This window comes from Streptomyces sp. NBC_00249, assembly GCF_026342355.1.
GTDB lineage: Bacteria > Actinomycetota > Actinomycetes > Streptomycetales > Streptomycetaceae > Streptomyces.
Genome location: NZ_JAPEMV010000001.1, coordinates 1,968,565 through 1,985,428 on the forward strand (window position 1 = coordinate 1,968,565; position 16,864 = coordinate 1,985,428).

At 74.4% G+C, this 16,864-nt stretch carries 20 protein-coding genes; 10 read left to right on the forward strand and 10 right to left on the reverse strand.

Annotation, left to right across the window (positions count from 1 at the left end; translation table 11 throughout):
- The first annotated feature begins 124 nt into the window (after window positions 1-124).
- The 4 genes from OOK31_RS08645 to OOK31_RS08655 all read left to right on the forward strand — a co-directional run bounded on the left by OOK31_RS08645 (window position 125) and on the right by OOK31_RS08655 (window position 2,834).
- Entirely contained in the window at window positions 125-1,720 is a 1,596-nt protein-coding gene (locus OOK31_RS08645) for an FAD-dependent monooxygenase (protein WP_267011752.1), read from the forward strand.
- A gap of 32 nt (window positions 1,721-1,752) precedes the next feature.
- The gene (locus tag OOK31_RS39355) at window positions 1,753-1,839 is read left to right on the forward strand and encodes a putative leader peptide (protein ID WP_311318651.1); all 87 of its coding nucleotides are present in this window, start codon (window positions 1,753-1,755) and stop codon (window positions 1,837-1,839) included.
- A gap of 75 nt (window positions 1,840-1,914) precedes the next feature.
- Window positions 1,915-2,448, forward strand: coding sequence for a cysteine dioxygenase (locus tag OOK31_RS08650; RefSeq protein ID WP_267011753.1), 534 nt, complete (start codon window positions 1,915-1,917; stop codon window positions 2,446-2,448).
- On the forward strand, window positions 2,445-2,834 hold the full coding sequence (locus tag OOK31_RS08655) for a rhodanese-like domain-containing protein (RefSeq protein ID WP_267011754.1): 390 nt from the start codon (window positions 2,445-2,447) through the stop codon (window positions 2,832-2,834). Before OOK31_RS08650 ends, OOK31_RS08655 begins: the two co-directional genes overlap by 4 nt.
- A gap of 244 nt (window positions 2,835-3,078) precedes the next feature.
- Here the strand turns inward: OOK31_RS08655 and OOK31_RS08660 are convergent, their stop codons facing one another.
- The 3 genes from OOK31_RS08660 to recA form a co-directional block, all read right to left on the reverse strand.
- Window positions 3,079-5,628, reverse strand: a complete 2,550-nt coding sequence (locus OOK31_RS08660) for an ABC transporter permease (protein ID WP_267011755.1) — start codon at window positions 5,626-5,628, stop codon at window positions 3,079-3,081.
- Window positions 5,629-5,728: 100 nt separating this feature from the next.
- Entirely contained in the window at window positions 5,729-6,286 is a 558-nt protein-coding gene (gene recX / locus OOK31_RS08665) for a recombination regulator RecX (protein ID WP_267011756.1), read from the reverse strand.
- A gap of 3 nt (window positions 6,287-6,289) precedes the next feature.
- Window positions 6,290-7,402, reverse strand: a complete 1,113-nt coding sequence (gene recA, locus OOK31_RS08670) for a recombinase RecA (RefSeq protein ID WP_267011757.1) — start codon at window positions 7,400-7,402, stop codon at window positions 6,290-6,292.
- 231 nt (window positions 7,403-7,633) lie between these two features.
- Between recA and OOK31_RS08675 the strand changes: the two genes are divergently transcribed.
- Together OOK31_RS08675 and OOK31_RS08680 are read left to right on the forward strand one after the other, a co-directional pair.
- Complete coding sequence (locus OOK31_RS08675) at window positions 7,634-8,071, forward strand: helix-turn-helix transcriptional regulator (protein ID WP_267011758.1); 438 nt, start codon at window positions 7,634-7,636, stop codon at window positions 8,069-8,071.
- A 185-nt stretch (window positions 8,072-8,256) separates the two neighbouring features.
- Entirely contained in the window at window positions 8,257-8,673 is a 417-nt protein-coding gene (locus tag OOK31_RS08680) for a VOC family protein (RefSeq protein WP_267011759.1), read from the forward strand.
- Window positions 8,674-8,688: 15 nt separating this feature from the next.
- Here the strand turns inward: OOK31_RS08680 and OOK31_RS08685 are convergent, their stop codons facing one another.
- Window positions 8,689-9,528, reverse strand: a complete 840-nt coding sequence (locus OOK31_RS08685) for a hypothetical protein (RefSeq protein ID WP_267011760.1) — start codon at window positions 9,526-9,528, stop codon at window positions 8,689-8,691.
- A gap of 170 nt (window positions 9,529-9,698) precedes the next feature.
- On the opposite strand from OOK31_RS08685, the gene OOK31_RS08690 reads away from it, so the two are divergent.
- Complete coding sequence (locus OOK31_RS08690) at window positions 9,699-10,043, forward strand: hypothetical protein (RefSeq protein ID WP_267011761.1); 345 nt, start codon at window positions 9,699-9,701, stop codon at window positions 10,041-10,043.
- Window positions 10,044-10,112: 69 nt separating this feature from the next.
- Here OOK31_RS08690 and OOK31_RS08695 read toward each other — a convergent pair whose 3' ends face one another.
- Window positions 10,113-11,015 (reverse strand): serine protease, encoded by a 903-nt coding sequence (locus OOK31_RS08695; protein ID WP_267011762.1) that lies wholly within the window; start codon window positions 11,013-11,015, stop codon window positions 10,113-10,115.
- 307 nt (window positions 11,016-11,322) lie between these two features.
- Here OOK31_RS08695 and OOK31_RS08700 point away from each other — a divergent pair, with 307 nt between their 5' ends.
- Complete coding sequence (locus OOK31_RS08700) at window positions 11,323-11,748, forward strand: hypothetical protein (RefSeq protein WP_267011763.1); 426 nt, start codon at window positions 11,323-11,325, stop codon at window positions 11,746-11,748.
- A gap of 66 nt (window positions 11,749-11,814) precedes the next feature.
- On the opposite strand, the gene OOK31_RS08705 is transcribed toward OOK31_RS08700, so the two are convergent.
- The gene (locus OOK31_RS08705) at window positions 11,815-12,369 is read right to left on the reverse strand and encodes an HPP family protein (protein WP_323188191.1); all 555 of its coding nucleotides are present in this window, start codon (window positions 12,367-12,369) and stop codon (window positions 11,815-11,817) included.
- Between the two features lie 114 nt (window positions 12,370-12,483).
- On the opposite strand from OOK31_RS08705, the gene OOK31_RS08710 reads away from it, so the two are divergent.
- Window positions 12,484-13,245, forward strand: a complete 762-nt coding sequence (locus tag OOK31_RS08710) for a Clp protease N-terminal domain-containing protein (protein WP_267011764.1) — start codon at window positions 12,484-12,486, stop codon at window positions 13,243-13,245.
- Here the strand turns inward: OOK31_RS08710 and OOK31_RS08715 are convergent.
- Together OOK31_RS08715 and OOK31_RS08720 are read right to left on the reverse strand one after the other, a co-directional pair.
- On the reverse strand, window positions 13,193-14,554 hold the full coding sequence (locus OOK31_RS08715; RefSeq protein ID WP_323188192.1) for an AI-2E family transporter: 1,362 nt from the start codon (window positions 14,552-14,554) through the stop codon (window positions 13,193-13,195). The two genes, OOK31_RS08710 and OOK31_RS08715, sit on opposite strands and share 53 nt — an antisense overlap.
- Window positions 14,555-14,614: 60 nt before the next feature.
- Window positions 14,615-14,809 (reverse strand): DUF3046 domain-containing protein, encoded by a 195-nt coding sequence (locus OOK31_RS08720; protein ID WP_267011765.1) that lies wholly within the window; start codon window positions 14,807-14,809, stop codon window positions 14,615-14,617.
- 81 nt (window positions 14,810-14,890) lie between these two features.
- On the opposite strand from OOK31_RS08720, the gene OOK31_RS08725 reads away from it, so the two are divergent.
- Window positions 14,891-15,874: a hypothetical protein gene (locus OOK31_RS08725; RefSeq protein WP_267011766.1), complete on the forward strand. Its 984-nt coding sequence runs from the start codon at window positions 14,891-14,893 to the stop codon at window positions 15,872-15,874.
- Here the strand turns inward: OOK31_RS08725 and OOK31_RS08730 are convergent.
- Together OOK31_RS08730 and OOK31_RS08735 are read right to left on the reverse strand one after the other, a co-directional pair.
- A complete protein-coding gene (locus tag OOK31_RS08730; protein ID WP_267011767.1) occupies window positions 15,843-16,151 on the reverse strand; it encodes an AzlD domain-containing protein in 309 nt (102 codons plus the stop codon). The genes OOK31_RS08725 and OOK31_RS08730 overlap by 32 nt on opposite strands.
- The gene (locus OOK31_RS08735) at window positions 16,148-16,849 is read right to left on the reverse strand and encodes an AzlC family ABC transporter permease (protein ID WP_267011768.1); all 702 of its coding nucleotides are present in this window, start codon (window positions 16,847-16,849) and stop codon (window positions 16,148-16,150) included. The genes OOK31_RS08730 and OOK31_RS08735 overlap by 4 nt, the downstream gene beginning before the upstream one ends.
- Between the last annotated feature and the right edge of the window lie 15 nt (window positions 16,850-16,864).

The window sequence follows — 16,864 nt, forward strand, 5'->3', positions numbered from 1 at the left end:
CTCTTCCGCCGCACCACACGGCGTCCCGCCGCACCGCGTCCGCCGACCGGTGTCACTTGACGCAGGCACCTCCAGTGGGTTGCATACGTTCTGTGATCACATACCGGACATCGGGAGCCGCGCCATGGACCCGGTGATCGTCGTCGGCGCGGGGCCCGTCGGGCTGTCCCTGTCCCTCGCCCTGGCCGGCCACGGCGTGCCCTCGGTCCTCCTCGACGAAGGGCCCGGCAAGGAGGAACCCCGGCCCGCCCGTTCCGTCGTCCTGCACTCCGACACCGCCGCCATGGCGCACCGGCTGGGCTGTACGACCCTGGGCGACGAGGGAGCGCACTTCGCCGCCTGGCGCACCATGCGGCGCCGCCAGGAGTCCGGCAGGATCACCTTCGAGGACCGCCCCGCCCCCCTGCACCTCCCCCAGCACGCCCTCACGCGCGGACTGCGCGACGCCGCCGTCACGCACCCCCTCGTCCAGCTGGTCACCGACTGCAAGCTGCACGCCTTGGAGCAGGACGGCACCGGGGTCACCGCCCGCACCCGGGGCTCGGCGACCACCTGGTGGCGCGGGAGCCACCTCGTCGGCTGCGACGGGGCCCGCTCCACCGTGCGCAAGCTCCTCGGCATCCCCTTCCCCGGCCGCACCGCCGTCGAACGCCACGCCGTGGCCGCGCTGCGCGCCGAACTCCCCTGGCCCGGCGAAGCCCTGCTGCACCGCAACCCGCCCTCGGGGCCCGAGGAGGTCACCGCCCGGCCGCTGCCCGACGGGGTGTGGCGCCTGGACTGGCTGCTCCCCGCGCGCGGGGAACTCGTCACCCCCGACGCGCTGGTGACCCTCATCCGCGACACCCTCGCCGGCTGGTGCGGGGGCGCGACCCCGCCGTACGAACTCATCGACACCGGGGTGCACACCCTCCACCACCGCCTCGCCCGGCGCTGGCGCGACGGCCGCGCCTTCCTCGCCGGGGACGCCGCCCACCTGCTCGGCGCGCTCGGCACCCAGGGGGTCGAGGAGGGGATGCGCGACGCCGAGAACCTCGCCTGGAAGCTCGCCCTGGACTGGAAGCAGGGCGCCTCCGAAGCCCTCCTCGACAGCTACGAGGCCGAGCGGCGCACCGCCGTCGCCGCCCGGCTGCGCGCCGCCGACCAGGCCATGCCCGCACTGCGCGGCGGGGGCGGCCTGCGCACCCTGCTGCCCGGCGCGGCGCGCTCCGCCGAGGCCCTGCTCACCGACGGCCACCTGGGGCGGGGCCCGCTGGGCGCCGAGCCGGTGTACGCCCCGCCGGTGGCCGTACGGGAGGTCCCGACGGCGACGGAGCCGGGCGGGCCCGTGGCGAACGTCCCCGTGACCGCGCCCGACGGGACCACCGTCCCGCTGCGCGACCTGCTGGGCCGCGGCCGGCTACTGGTGCTGCTGGTCGCCCCCGGCACCGGGGTCTGGGACCGGCGGCACTGGCTCGGCGCCGGCCTGATGCCCCGGCTCGCGGCGGCGGTGAGCGCGCTGCCGGTGCGGGCCGAACTGCTCGTCGCCGACGACTACCCGGGGGCCCCGGCCCACACGGTGCTCCTCGTACGGCCCGACGGGCACCTGGCGGCCACCTTCGCGGGGGTGCGTCCGGCGGAGCTGTACGAGGCGGCGGACGCCGTCCGCGCGGGCGCGCCGGCCGACACCCCGGCCGTGGCGCGGGCGGACACTCCACCGGCGCCCGCACCGGTGATCGATTGACGCTCCAGGGGACTCGTGGTTCACTCGCGGACATGACCGGCAACGACGTACGCCTGTGGCGGAGGGTCCATATGGACCTGCTCCGCTACGCGGGCTGCGTGTGTCGCCCTTCCTGCTGATTCGCCCTTCTCCGCGCGCCCCGCGCCCTTCCGGGCCCGCGCGCACCTTCGCGAACTCCCCAGGACGGTCATCCCATGTCTGCGCCCTCACCGACGCACGCCCCTGCCCGCTCCGCGGCCCCGACCGCTGCCGAGCTGCTCTCCTTCGCCCTGCGCACCGCCGCCGACCCCGAGACCGTGGCCTCGCTGCCGCTCGACCCCGAGGGCCGGACCTGGATCCGGCTCGACGGTCCCGGCGGCAGTGAGGCCTGGCTGATCGGCTGGCCTCCGGGCACCGGCACCGGCTGGCACGACCACGCCGAGTCGCGGGGCGCGTTCGCCACCGCGCGGGGCCGGCTCACCGAACACTCCCTGGCCGTACGCCTGCCCTCCGAGGGCTGGCAGTCGCTGGAACTCTCCGCCGACGTGGACCGTACGCGCGCCCTGGGCGCGGGCACCGGGCGGGCCTTCGGCGAGCACCACGTGCACGAGGTGCTGAACGAGTCCACCACCGAACACGCCGTCTCCGTCCACGCCTACTACCCGCCGCTGCCGCTGATCCGCCGGTACAGCCGCAGCGGTCCGGTGCTGCGGCTGGAGCACGTCGAGCGCCCGGCGGACTGGCAGTGAGCGCGCCCGTCGGCATCGACGCGCTGCTGGAGAAGATCCGTTCGGGCTACGCCCGCGTCGAGCCGCAGGCCGCGTACGAGGCCTCGCTGGCCGGGGCCCTGCTGGTGGACATCCGCTACCAGGCGCTGCGCGAGCGGGACGGGCTGATCCCGGGCGCGGTGGTCGTCGAGCGCAACGAGCTGGAGTGGCGCCTCGATCCGCAGGGCTCCCACCGCCTGCCCGAGGCCACCGGCCACGACCTGCGGGTGGTGGTGATCTGCAACGAGGGCTACGCCTCCAGCCTGGCGGCGGCCTCCCTCCACGCGCTGGGCCTGCACCGCGCGACCGACCTCACGGGCGGCTTCCAGGCCTGGAAGTCGGCGGGCCTCCCGGTGGCTCCTTCCTGACGCACCGCTCGCGCGGAACGGGGCGGCGCCCCGGCCCCTGCGGGCCGGGGCGCCGCCCCGGATCACCCCCCGTCGGGGGCCAGGCCGTCTCTTTCGGATCTTGCCTGACCCGCGCCGCCCGGCACCGCACCTCGCCGCACTGCCGCGGCACCCGAGTACGTCCAGTACGCGGGAGCCCCGGCAGCACGCCGAGGCACGGCACCGGACGACGCGGGCTCAACCGGCAAGATCCGAAAGAGACGGCCTACGCCTTGGACGTAGCCACGTCCACCGGGCGGACCCGCAGGGCGATCCGGCCCGGCAGGCCCGTCGCGGCCAGGGCCAGCAGTCCGGCCACGCCGACCACCACCGCGTACACCAGCGGCAGCACCGCCGGCGCCGCCGAGCCGGTCATGCCCACGCTGAACGCGGTCAGTACGGCCAGCGAGATCCCCGAGCCCAGCACCGTCCCGATCAGCAGGACCGCGAGGGTCTCCGTGCGGATCATCCGCAGCACCTGCCGCCGCTTCGCCCCGGCGAGGCGCAGCATCGCGAACTCCCGGATCCGCTCGGCGGTGGACATCGCCAGGGTGTTGACCACCGCGATGGCGGTGAAGGCGAGGACCAGGCCCATGGCGAGGAGGTTGATCTCGGCTCCGGCCGCCTGCCGTTCGGCCCGCGCCTCGTCGGCGTCGGCCGCGGACAGCACCGCCACCCCCGGGAACCCCCGCACCGCGGCGGTCAGCTGCTCGCGCCCGGTGCCCGGCTCCGCCGCCACGAGCACGCTGCGGGCGAGGGGGTTGTCCATGTGCGCCGCGAGCAGCCCGTGGGGCAGCGTCAGGTCCCCGAAGCCCAGCCCCCGCGCGTACACGGCGGACACGGTCAGCGTCACCGGCGTCCCGTCGCCCAGCGTCAGCTTCAGCGGGCTGCCCGGCTTCAGTCCCAGCTGGTCGGCGGCCAGTTCGCTGACCGCGGCGCTGCCCTCGCCGAAGCCGTCCAGGGTGCCGCCGGTCACCCGGGGGTCCCAGGTCCGGGTCAGTCCGGCCGGGGTCACGCCCTGCGCGGCGTACTTGGTCAGGCCGGCCCGTACCGAGGTGTGCACGATCTCGGTGGCGGCCGTGACCCCGGGGGTGCGGCGGATCCGGTCGGCGGCCTCCGCGCTCACCCCGGGGCCCTGGGCGGCGAGCACCCACGGGGCCCGGATCCCTTCGCGGGCCTGGGTCCGGGCGGCGTCGCCGAGGGTCGGGGTGACGAACAGCACGGTGCAGGTCATGCCGATGAGCAGGGCGAGCGGGGTGACGGCGGAGGCCATCCGGGTGGCGTTGCCGCGCAGGTTCGCGGTGGCCAGGTGGCCGCCGGCGCCGGTCAGCTTCAGCGGGCCGGCGAGCAGTGCGGCGGCCGCCCGCACCAGCAGCGGGCCGAGCAGGGAGACCGCGCCGGCCAGGACCACCACGGCGAGGAAGGTCACCGGGGTGGACGCCGGTTCGGTGCGCAGGGAGCCGAGTACGACGACCAGCACCGCCCCGCCGGCCAGCAGGAGCAGTCCGGCGACGGTCCGGATCCAGGCGGGGCGTCCGCGGTCCACGGCCGCTTCGGCCAGTGCTTCGGCGGGGCGGATCCGGGCGACGCGCCGCCCGGTGATCCGCGCCGCGGCCCAGGCGCCGAGCAGGCTCGCGCCGACGGCGGCGAACATCGGGAAGATCCCGGCGGTGCGCTCCAGGGTGACGGGGACGATCCCGGAGTCGACGAACCGGCCGTGCAGCCAGGCGGCGAGCGGCAGTCCGGCGAGGGCTCCGGTGGCTCCGGCGGCCAGGCCGACGAGCAGGGCCTCGCGGCCGATCAGCCGCCGCAGCTGTCGCGGGGTGCAGGCGATGGCGCGCAGCAGGGCCAGTTCGCGGTGGCGCTGCTGGACGGAGAGGGCGAAGGTGCCGACGACGACGAGGACCGCGACGAGCAGCGAGGTGCCGCCCATGGCGCCGCCCATGGAGACCAGTTTGATGCGGGCTCCGGCGGCGTCGAGGAACTCGACCGGCCCGCGCGCGTCCCCGGTGCTGACCTGAGCCGTGCTCCCGCTGTCCTTCAGGGCCTGTGCGATCCGCCCGGCCAGCTGCGCGGGGTCCGCTCCGGGCGCGGGCAGCACCCCGACGGCGGCGACCTGCCCGGCGCGGGCGGCGAGCCGCGCGGCCTCGGCGTCGCTGAAGAAGAGGGAGTTCTGGTGGGCGAGGTCTCCGTGCGCGGGGTGGGCCACGCCGCTCACCGTGTACGTCTTCGGCTCGCCGGTGGCCTGGACGGCCAGCCGGGCTCCGGCGCCCAGTCCGCTGCGGGCGGCCAGCGCGCTGTCGATGACCACCTCGTCGCCGCCGCGGGGCTCGCGGCCCTCGGCGAGCGCGAAGGGGGTGAGTACGGCGGAGGTCCAGGCGTGCCCGTACGAGGGTGTGCCGCCGGCCGCCCCCTTGGCCATCGGCACGGCCTGGAAGGTGAGTTCGGGCACCACCCGTCCGGCGCCGGGGACGGCCTTGACGGTGTCCACGGCCGTGGCCGGGAGCCAGGCCCGCTCGGCGACGGGCTTGGCCTTGTGCTTCGTCTTGGTCTTGCCCTTCTTCTCCTTGACCGTCGTCGCGTGGACGTTCTGGTCGGCGGAGACGACGACCGGCGTGGCCGCGTAGCGCTCGGTGGCGATCTTCCCGCGGAGTCCGGTTTCCAGGAGCGTGCCGCAGGCGGTGATCAGGGCCGCCGCGCACAGGAGTGCGACGAAGGCTCCGAGGAAACCGGCCTTGCGGTCCCTGACGGTCTGAAGGGCGTAACGCAGCATCATGGGAACAACTCTGCCGCCGGGCCCGGCGCCTGACATTGGAGCGCCCCGGCGTCCCCGCCCGGGGGCTAACCCCACCCCCGGCCGCCGACCGGCCCCCGGACTATCCGAAGCCGAGGTCCTCGGCGTCCTCGCCCTCCGCCTCCAGGGCGCGCCGCACCACCCGCAGGGCCATGCCCTCCGGGTACCCCTTGCGGGCGAGCATCCCGGCGAGGCGGCGGATCCGCTTGTCCCGCTCCAGGCCCCGGGTGGCCCGGAGCTTGCGCTCCACGAGCTCCCGGGCCGTCTGCTCCTCCTGCTCGGAGTCCAGCTGTTCCAGGGCCTCCTGCACGAGGGTGGTGTGGACCCCCTTGGTCCGCAGCTCCTGCGCGAGGGCCCGGCGGGCCAGCCCCCGCCCACGGTGCCGGGACTCGACCCAGGCCCCGGCGAAGGCGGCGTCGTCGATCAGGCCCACCTCCTCGTACCGGGAGAGGACCTCCTGCGACACCTCCTCGGGGATGCCCCGCTTGGCGAGGGCGTCCGCGAGCTGCCGCCGGGTACGCGGCATCCCGGTGAGCAGGCGCAGGCAGATCGCCCGCGCCTGCTCCTCGGGACTCTGGGGCGGCAGCTCCTGGCGGCCCTCCCGGCCGCCGCGCTCACCGCCCCTTTCCTGCTCCCGCACGGGTCAGCTCTTGGCCACGGCGGCCTTGGCCGTCGTCTTGGCCTTCGACGCGGGGGCGGGCACGGCTGCGGCATCGGCCGGAGCGGCGGCCGCGGCCTCGGCCGTGGCGGCGGCGTCCTTGCGGACACCCACGCCCAGCTTCTCCTTGATCTTCCGCTCGATCTCGTTGGCGAGGTCGGGGTTGTCCTTCAGGAAGTTGCGGGCGTTCTCCTTGCCCTGGCCGAGCTGGTCGCCCTCGTACGTGTACCAGGCGCCGGCCTTGCGCACGAAGCCGTGCTCCACGCCCATGTCGATCAGACCGCCCTCGCGGCTGATGCCCTGGCCGTAGAGGATGTCGAACTCGGCCTGCTTGAAGGGCGGCGCGACCTTGTTCTTGACGACCTTGACGCGGGTGCGGTTGCCGACCGCGTCCGTGCCGTCCTTGAGGGTCTCGATGCGGCGGATGTCCAGGCGCACGGAGGCGTAGAACTTCAGCGCGCGGCCACCGGTGGTGGTCTCCGGCGAGCCGAACATCACACCGATCTTCTCGCGGAGCTGGTTGATGAAGATCGCGGTGGTCTTGGACTGGTTCAGCGCACCCGTGATCTTCCGGAGCGCCTGGCTCATCAGGCGGGCCTGGAGACCCACGTGCGAGTCGCCCATCTCACCCTCGATCTCCGCGCGCGGCACGAGCGCCGCGACGGAGTCGATGACGATCAGGTCGAGCGCGCCGGAGCGCACCAGCATGTCGACGATCTCGAGCGCCTGCTCGCCGGTGTCCGGCTGGGACAGGATGAGGTTGTCGGTGTCGACGCCGAGGGCCTTGGCGTACTCGGGGTCGAGCGCGTGCTCGGCGTCCACGAAGGCGACGGTGCCGCCGGCCTTCTGCGCGTTGGCCACGGCGTGCAGGGTCAGGGTCGTCTTACCGGAGGACTCCGGGCCGTACACCTCGATGACGCGGCCGCGGGGCAGCCCGCCGACGCCGAGGGCGATGTCCAGCGCGGTCGACCCGGTGGGGATGACCTCGATGGGGTCGTTCGGCTTGTCGCCGAGGCGCATGACCGCACCCTTGCCGAATTGCCGTTCAATCTGTGCGAGCGCGGCGTCGAGAGCCTTCTCGCGGTCGGTGCCTGCCATGGGTTCCACCCGGTTTGCTTGAGTCGATCGCTTCACGCCATTGACGCTAACGCCTGCCACTGACAATGCGCTCCCACGCCCGGTTCGGCTGTGGATAACCAATCAGAATGGATGTTCGATTTCCCTGTCAAGCGCGCCACGCCCACCCCTCCACCACCCTGCGCCGAGCCCGTCGCAGAGGCCGTGTCCAAGCCCGCTCCGTCTGCGGCGGACCCGTGGGATGCTGTCGGCATGACCCTCGAGGACCTCGTCAGGCTGCGCCGTGCACGGGACGCGATGGACCGCGACTACGCGGAGCCGCTGGACGTCACGGCGCTGGCCAAGGTCGCCCTCATGTCCCCCGGGCACTTCTCCCGCAGCTTCCGCGCCGCCTACGGCGAGACGCCCTACGGGTACCTGATGACCCGGCGCGTCGAGCGGGCGAAGGCGCTGCTGCGGCGGGGCGACCTGAGCGTGACGGAGGTCTGCTTCGCGGTCGGGTGCACCTCGCTCGGGTCGTTCAGCTCGCGTTTCACCGAGCTGGTCGGCGAGACCCCGAGCGCCTACCGGTCCCGCGGCCACGAGGCGGGCGCCGCGATCCCGGCGTGCGTGGCCAAGATCCACACGCGGCCGCTCAAGAACGGGAAGCAGGCCAGGACCGAAGAAGCGGATCACGCCGGGGCGTCCTAGGGCCTGTCGTCAAACTCCCGTCTGCCCCGCGACGCCTGGCACGCGCTCTCGCCGCACCGGGCGAAAGCCCAAGTACGTCCAGTACGCGGACTTCCGCCCGGCACGCCGAGAGCACGCACCAGACGCCGCGGGGCCGCCCTCCGGGCGACGACGCGAGTTTGACGACAGGCCCTAGCCTCGAAGGCATGGACATCAAGCTCTCGCAGTGCTTCATCGCCGTCGACGACCACGACAAGGCGCTCGCGTTCTACCGCGACGTCCTGGGCATGGAGGTCCGCAACGACGTCGGCTTCGAGGGGATGCGCTGGGTGACCGTCGGCTCGCCCTCCCAGCCGGACGTGGAGATCGTCCTCGAACCGCCGCTCGCCGATCCCAACGCCTCGGCGGCCGACCGGCAGGCGGCGGCGGAACTGCTGGCCAAGGGCATGCTGCGCGGGGTCATCTTCAGCACCGACGACGTCGACGCCGCCTTCGAGCGGATCCGGGACGCGGGCGGCGAGGTCCTCCAGGAGCCGGTCGACCAGCCCTACGGGGTCCGCGACTGCGCCTTCCGCGACCCGTCGGGGAACATGCTCCGCTTCAACCAGCCCCGTACGCGCTGACCCTCCCCGCGGCCGTCAGCCCGACCGGGCCTCCGGCGGGGGCGGCGGCTCTCCCCGCGGCCGCGGGGACGTGCGCGGCGGGTCCCGGTCCCAGCGCAGGGCGGCGATCGTGGCCGGGACCGCCACGAGGGCCCAGACGGCCACCGTCATCACCACAGCCGTCCAGCCGTCCCAGAGGCGTTGCGCCAGGAAGCCCGCGGCGAGCGGCACGACCACCACACCCACCAGCTTCGCCGCGCCGAAGGGCACCCGGGGCGGGCAGGGCAGCCCGGCCGCGCGGCGGCGGCCCCGCCGGGCGCTGCCGTACGCGGCGACGAAGGCGAGAGCGGCCGGCCAGCCGACGGCCAGGGCGAGCGCGGCGGACATGGCGGCGCCCTCGTCCGGCTGCCCGGGGAGCGTCTCGCGGATCCCGTCGCGGCTGACGGAGACCTGGACGTCGCGCCAGGTGGTGACCTCCAGCCGGTCCCCCGCCCCGACGAGGTCCGCCAGTGGGCCCTGCGCGTCGAGGTCGATCCGCCGGGCGGCCGCCGGGGCGGGGGCGGGGGCCGCCAGCCGTACCCGCAGCACCGTCGCCTTGCCGCTCCTGACGCGCTCGGCGGAGAGGACGGTCGCGCGGGTCGTGCGCAGGCAGTCGGCGGTGTCGCGCGGCCCGGCCCGCGCCGCCCCGCTGTCGCACGGCCGGGCGTCGAGGTAGGCCCGCTCTTCGGCGACCAGCCCGGGGACGGTCAGGGCGGGCGCCGCCGCGAGCGTCAGCAGCGCCAGTCCGAGCAGCGCCCAGGCCACCGCCCACGGCCACCCCGTCGCGGACCGGCCGGACGACCGGTCCGGCCCCGTCTCCCCCGCCCGCGCGTCCATCGCCGCACCCCCTTCCGGAGCATTGAGCCACGCAGGGCCGGTTCCCCGGCAGACCGGTTTCCGGCAAGGTCGCACCCCTGCCCGGCTGCCGGGGTCCGGCAATCCGGCGGCCCGTCCGGCGTGACCCCGGTGCGGCCCGGGCCGTTGAGTGGATCATGAATACTCGACGTATGACCGCAGCCCTGGGCGCTCTCGCCGCCACCGCGCTGCTGGCACTGTCCGCACCCACCGCCACCGCCCAGGCCGCCGCCTGCGGGGTGCTCTCCGACGGCCGGCTCCACTGCGGCAACAAGGCCGGCGCCAAGGGGTACGCGGACCGCTCCTACCGGTCGGCGACCCGCGGCACCCTCACCACCACCTACAGCTGGTTCCAGTGCTGGGGCCACGGCGACCCGCACCAGGGCCAGAACGACATCTGGTACTGGACCCAGCTCGACAACGGCGCCTGGGGCAACGTCCCGGCCGTGGACGTCAACACGGGCCAGGACCCGGCCCCCGGTCTGCGCGAGTGCTGAGACCCCCGCTGCCGCCCGGCCCCGTCGGGGGCCGGGCGGCAGCGGGCAGTCGTACGTGAGCCCGGGGCTCTACGGCTTCGGCAGGACGCAGCCGGCGCGGTTCAGGTCGATCTGGTTCCCGGGGCCGATGCAGGGGACGAGGGTGTACGTCTCCTGCGCGTAGTTGATGCCCTGGCGGACCGTCACGTTGCCGCTCTCGTCCACCTCGCACGGGTTGTTGTCCGTGCAGCGCTGCCCGTCCTCGTTGCCCGTGTTGTTGACCGCGACGACCTTGCCGGTCGTCGTGTCGATCACCGGCGAGCCCGAGGTGCCGCCGATGGTGTTGCAGGACGAGGTGTAGCGGACCGAGTCCTTCCAGGTCCAGGCCCCCTCCTTGAGGCGGTACGCGAACCCGTCGACGTTGCAGCTGTAGGTCCGCTTCCAGTACCCGGACACCACCTTGATCGACGAACCCTGCACCGGGCGGGCGTCGTTGAGGGTGAGCGCGGCGATGGCGTACTGGCTCTGGATCTGCGCGTAGGTCTTGGTCAGCTGGTAGAGCGAGACGTCCGTGTCCGTCATCGTCCCGTACGCGATCTTGCTGGCGCGCAGCGTCGCGACCTTGGAGCCGGCGGCGTTGAGCAGGGAGAACGAGCGGCTGGACGGCCGGTTGACGAGGACCTCGCCGGCAGCCGGGAATCCGGTCTCCAGGCAGTGGCCGTTGGAGAGGACCAGCGCGGGGTCGTTCGGCTGGGAGTTCGGCGTGCGGACGACGGAGCCGGAACAGTTGCTGAGCGCGACCGTGCCCGCGTAGGTGACCGCTACGGCCGGTGCGGCCTGGGCGGTTGCCCGGTCCGCAGCCTGGGCGGTTGCCCGGTCCGCGGCCCGGGCGGTTGCCGTGTCCGCGTCCTGGGGGGTGGCGGCCACGGCCGGCGCTGCCGCCGCTCCTGTCAGGAGCAAGGAGAGCAGGAGACCGGCGAGAGGCTTCTTCATGTGGGGGTTCCCCTCTGGTGACGATGCGACCGAAGATCCTTCGGTTGTCATGCGCATTGTTGGTTGAGGGGGAGCAACTCACAAGAGGGCCTTGGCAGTTGAGGAAGGAGGGAGCGGGAGGGGCGGGCGCCGGGAACACCGGATCCATCCGCCCACAACCGCCCCAACACCCCACGAGGCGGTCGGAATGCAGCATTCCGGGGCGCATGACCCACGCCTCCGGGCTGACTCGGGACCCCCCTCCGGCGGCCGGTACTCTGCGGTGCCCCCGACCACGGGGAGCGCTCAATTCCGCTCAGGAGGACCCATGGCCGTCAAGAAGGCCACGATCCAGCAGCAGGTGGCGACCGCCCTCGCCGAGGCCAACCCCGGCGACCGGCCCCTCGTCACGATCCAGGCCGTCGCGGGCCCCAGCGTGTGGCTGATGAGCGCCCTCGGCCTCATCGGCCAGGCGTTCCTCACCTACTACTTCGTCACCGTCACCGAGCAGGCCGTGGCGCTCCACAAGGCGAGCCGCATGAGCAACCGCCCGCAGGAGATCGTGTTCGCGATATCGCCCGCCGAGGCGGTCGGCACCATCAGCGAGATCAAGCGCAACGCCATCTGGAGCTCGTTCCACATGCAGCTGCCGGGCCAGGCCAAGCCGACCCGGATGAACGTGCACCGCATCTGGCGCAACGAGATGGACCAGCTGCTCGGCCTGCTGACCGGCCAGGGCCAGCCCGCCGCCTGACGGCGCGGACGGACCGCCGGGCGGCGCGGGGGGTCACGTCCCCGGTCCCCCCGCTCCCCCGGCGGGTCACCACCAGTACACGGGGTACCGCACGGCCCCCCGCCGCGCCCGTGACGCGGCCATCCCGGCCAGCACCAGCAGCACCGCCGCCCCGGCCAGCAGCGGCACGAACCGCACCGGATCCGGCGCCTGGAGCACCACCACCACCGTGGTCGCCGCCGCCGGCGAGTGCGGGGTCCGGGCCAGGGTCATGACCCCCACCGCCACGCCCGCCGCCAGCGCGGCCACCCACGGCGCGTCCCCCAGCAGGGCCAGCCCCAGATAGCCGACCGCCGCGCACAGCAGGTGCCCCGCGACGACGCTGCGCGGCTGGGCCAACGGCAGCGCGGGCACCCCGTAGACGATCGCCGCGCTCGCCGCGATCGGCGGGATCAGCACCGGCTCGCGCAGCAGCGCGCCGATGCCCACGAGCGCCAGCAGCGCGGCCGCCGCGACGCCGCCGCTGTGCAGGGCGGTGGCCCGGGCGGGGGAGGCGGGAGCCGGGGCCCGCCCCGCGAAGGCGCGCAGGGCGGCGCGGCCCGGGTCCACGGCCGTCCGGCCGGCAGTCGTATCGACACTCATGACCGTCAGGTGTACGCAGCCCCCACATCCCGGACCTATACGCGAACCAGGAGCACCCCCGGACTGACAACCGACGGTTGACACCCTCCCGACCGTCAACCTAGGGTTGCACTCATGACGAACCCTTCCGTGGAACCCGTTCGCATGACCAATCCGGTACGCCTCGACGACCTGATCGAGGCCATCAAGAACGTCCACAGCGACACCCTGGAACAGCTCAGCGACGCCGTCGTCGCCGCCGAGCACCTCGGTGACGTCGCCGACCACCTCATCGGCCACTTCGTCGACCAGGCCCGCCGCTCCGGCGCCTCCTGGACCGACATCGGCCGCAGCATGGGCGTCACCCGGCAGGCCGCCCAGAAGCGCTTCGTCCCCAAGGCCGACAAGGAGGGCGACCCCGGCCTCGACCCGAACGAGGGCTTCGGCCGCTTCACCCCCCGCGCCCGCAACGTCGTCATGGCCGCGCAGAACGAGGCCCGCGCCGCCGGCAACACCGAGATCCGCACCGAGCACCTCGTCCTGGGCCTGACGGCCGAGGCCGACGGCCTCGCCGGCCTCGCCCTCACCGCGCAGGGCGCCGCGCTGGACGCCGTACGCGCCGCCGCGGCCGCCGCCCTGCCCCCGGCCGAGGCGGAGGTCCCCGACCTGATCCCCTTCGACGCCTCCGCGAAGAAGGCCCTGGAGCTCACCTTCCGCGAGGCACTGCGCCTGGGCCACGGCTACGTCGGCACCGAACACATCCTGCTCGCGCTCCTGGAACTGGAGAACGGCACGGGCCCGCTCAGCGGCCTGGGCGTGGACAAGGCCGCCGTCGAGTCGACGGTCAGCGACGCCTTGGCAGCCGTACTCGGCTCCACGGACGGGACGGCGCAGTAGAGGCGGCCGCGTCCCGCGTCAGCTCGTAGCGCCTGACGTAGGCGCCGAGGAAGGCCTGCAGTGTGGCGACGGCCGGGATCGCGATCAGCGCCCCGACCGCGCCCAGCAGGGCGGTGCCCGCGACGACCGAGCCGAAGGCCACCGCCGGATGGATGTCCACGGTCTTCGAGGTCAGCTTGGGCTGCAGCACGTAGTTCTCGAACTGCTGGTAGACCACCACGAATCCGAGCACGTACAGCGCGTACCAGGGATTGACCGTGAAGGCGATCAGGATGGGCAGCGCGCCCGCCAGGTAGGTGCCGATGGTGGGGATGAACTGGGAGACCAGCCCCACCCACACCGCGAGCGCGGGCGCGTACGGCACATCGAGGATCACGAAGAGGATGTAGTGCGCGATCCCGGAGATCAGCGCCATCAGCCCGCGCGAGTACAGGTAGCCGCCCGTCTTGGCGACGGCGATCTCCCAGGCCCGCAGCACCTCCGCCTGCTTGGCCGGCGGCAGTACGGAGCACAGCGCGCGGCGCAGCCGGGGCCCGTCGGCGGCGAAGTAGAAGGAGAACAGGCCGATCGTCAGCAGCTTGAACAGTCCGCCGAGCACGGTGGCGGACACGTCGAGCACCCCGCTCGCGCTGTTCTGCACGTACTTCTGGAGCCAGTCGGAGTGCAGCAGGCTGTCCTGGATCTCCAGCCGGGACAGCTCGGTGTGGAAGGTCGCGTTGATCGAGCCGATCACCGAGTCGAGGTAGCGCGGGAAGCTCGCCACGATGTCGACGATCTGCCCGGCCAGCATCGAACCGAGCAGCGCGAGGAAGCCGGCCACCGCGACGAACACCCCGAGGAACACCAGGAAGGTGGCGAGCCCGCGGCGCATTCCGCGGGCCGCCATCCTGGTGACGGCCGGTTCGACGGCGAGCGCGAGGAAGAAGGCGATCAGGATGTTGAGGAGCAGCCCGATCAGCTGGTGGAAGGCCCAGCTGCCGAGCTGGAAGCAGGCCACGAGGGCCAGTACGAGGATCACCGCGCGCGGCAGCCAGCGCGGCATCCGCGCCTCCGGCCCGGCCTGCCCGGGTGCCCGTCCGGCGGGACCGCCCGGCCCGGCGGGGTCGGTGGGCCAGGGCCCCGCCCCGGACTCCGCTTCCCCCACACCCACGCCCCGCGGGGCCTCGGCGCCCGCCCCGGCCTCCGGGCCCGCCTGGGCGCCGGGACCTCGCTGGGGGCCGGGACCCCGCCGGGCCTGCGGCTCCGCCGGGCTCCGGTGACCTCCCGGGGCCTCGTCGCGCGGGCGGGTCGTCTCGTCTGTCGCTGCCACGCGCCCCAGTCTGTCCCACCCGCCACCCGAACCACGAAGCGACGGCGGCCCCCGGCGCGGTCAGCGCAGGGAGGCCGGCACGTCCATCGCCGAACACACCGCGCGCCACACGTCCTTGGTCTCCCAGCCCGCGTCGAGCGCCTGGTGGACGGTGCGCCCCCCGAGTTCCGTCATCACGTGGTCCCGGGCGAAGGACTCCGCGTAGCCGGCACCGAAGTGCTCCGCCATCCGCTCCCAGAAAATCGTCAACCGCATGCCTCCAGTATCCCGCCCCGGAGAGTGCACCGGCCCCGTTCGTCCCCCCTCCGCGGCTCCCCGGCCCCTACGGTTTCTCGCATGCCTGGAGACGAAGCTTCCCCGCTGGCCCGCGCCGAGCAGTTCATCTGGCTCACGGCCCGGGTCCTGGAACAGCGGCGGTTCGCGTTCCACTTCCTCGGCGGGGACGCCGACCCGGTGGACGCGGCCCTCGGCGCGTACCTGGGCGGCGACGGCGGCTACGGCCACGCCCTCGACCCGGATCTGCGCGGCCCGCTGAGCCAGCCCCTGCACACCGCGCACGCCCTGCGGATCCTCGACGGCCTCGGCCGCTGCGGCGGGCAGCGCGTCGAGCGGCTGTGCCGCCACCTGACCGGGATCTCCACCCCCGACGGCGCGCTGCCGCTGGTCCGCCCGGCCCCGCGCGACTACCCGTCGGCCCCCTACCACCCGGTGCTCGACGATCCGCCGGGCGAGCTGCTGACCACGGGCCCGGTCGTCGGGGTGCTGCACCGCAACCGGATCTGGCACGCGTGGCTGTTCCGGGCCACGGACTTCTGCTGGGAGCGGGTCGAGACGCTGCGCCACTCGCACCCGTACGAGGTCCAGAGCGCGGTGGCCTTCCTCGACGGCGCCCCCGACCGGCCCCGCGCGGCGGCGGCCGCGGACCGGCTGGGCCGGCTGGTGCGCGAGCGGCGCCTGGCGGTGCTCGACCCGGGGCGGCGCGAGGAGTACCCGGCCTCCCCCGGCTACGCGCCGGGCGAGCTGCTGTTCCCGCACGACTACGCGCGGCGGCCGGAGTCGCTGGCCCGGGGCTGGTTCACGGACGAGGAGATGGGCCGTTCGCTCGACCTCCTCGCGGCCGAGCAGCAGCCGGACGGCGGCTGGCCGGTGCGCCGCCGGGCCTGGGCGCCGGGCAGCTCGCTGGAGCGGCGGCCGATCGTCACCGTGGAGGCCCTGCTGACGCTGCGCGCGTACGGGCGGCCGCTGGGCGCGGCGGGCCCCGCCGACCTGGCCGGTCCTGCCGGTCCGGTCAGCCCCCCAGGGCCCGTACGCCCGCGGTGACCACCACCGCGGCCGCGACCACCAGCAGGAACGGAGCCCGCAGCAGCAGCGCCACGCCGGCGGCCGCGAGTCCGGCGGCCCGGGCGTCGAGGACCAGTTCGTGGCCGGTGCTGAAGGTCTGCTGGGCGGTGAGCGCGGCGAGCAGCGCGACCGGGAGCAGGGCGGAGAGCTTGCGGACGGCGGGCCGCTCCAGGGCCCCGGCGGGCACGAGCAGTCCGGCGAGCTTGACGGCGTAGCAGCCGACGACGGTGAGCCCGATGGCGATCCAGACGTTCACGAGCGGCGTCCCTTCATCCACAGCACGGCGGGCGCGGCGAGCGCGGCGATCAGTACGGGCACCCCTGCGGGCAGCACCGGCAGGAAGCCCAGGCCGAGGACGAGCGCGAGGGCGGCGACGGCCCGCTCGGTGGCGGTCTTCAGCATCGGCGCGAGCAGGGCCAGGAAGACGGCGGGCCCGGCGGCGTCCAGCCCCCAGGCGGAGGTGTCCCCGATGGCTTCGGCGCCGAGCGCGCCCAGCAGGGTGGTGAGGTTCCACAGCACGTACAGGGTGAGTCCGGTGACGGTGAAGCCGAGCCGGGCGGACCTGCGGTCGGGCTGGGCCAGCGCCACGGCGGTGGTCTCGTCGATGACCCAGTGCGCGGCCAGGGGGCGCACCGCGCGGGGCAGCGCGAGCAGCTGGGACAGCCGCAGGCCGTAGAAGGCGTTGCGGGTGCCGAGGAAGAAGGCCCCGGCGGCGGCGGTGAACGGGTTCCCGCCCGCCGCGAGTGCTCCGACCAGCGCGAACTGCGAGGCGCCGGTGAAGACGAGCAGGCTCAGCACACACGCCTGCAGCGTGCTGATCCCGGCCCCGGCGGCGGTCACCCCGAAGGCGAACCCGGACAGCCCGACGGCCACCCCCACCCCGAGCGCGTCCCGGACGACGGCGGCACGCGGCCGCCCCTCGGAGACCCTCTCGGGGGTCTCCTGTATCACCATCTGATGTTCTCCCAC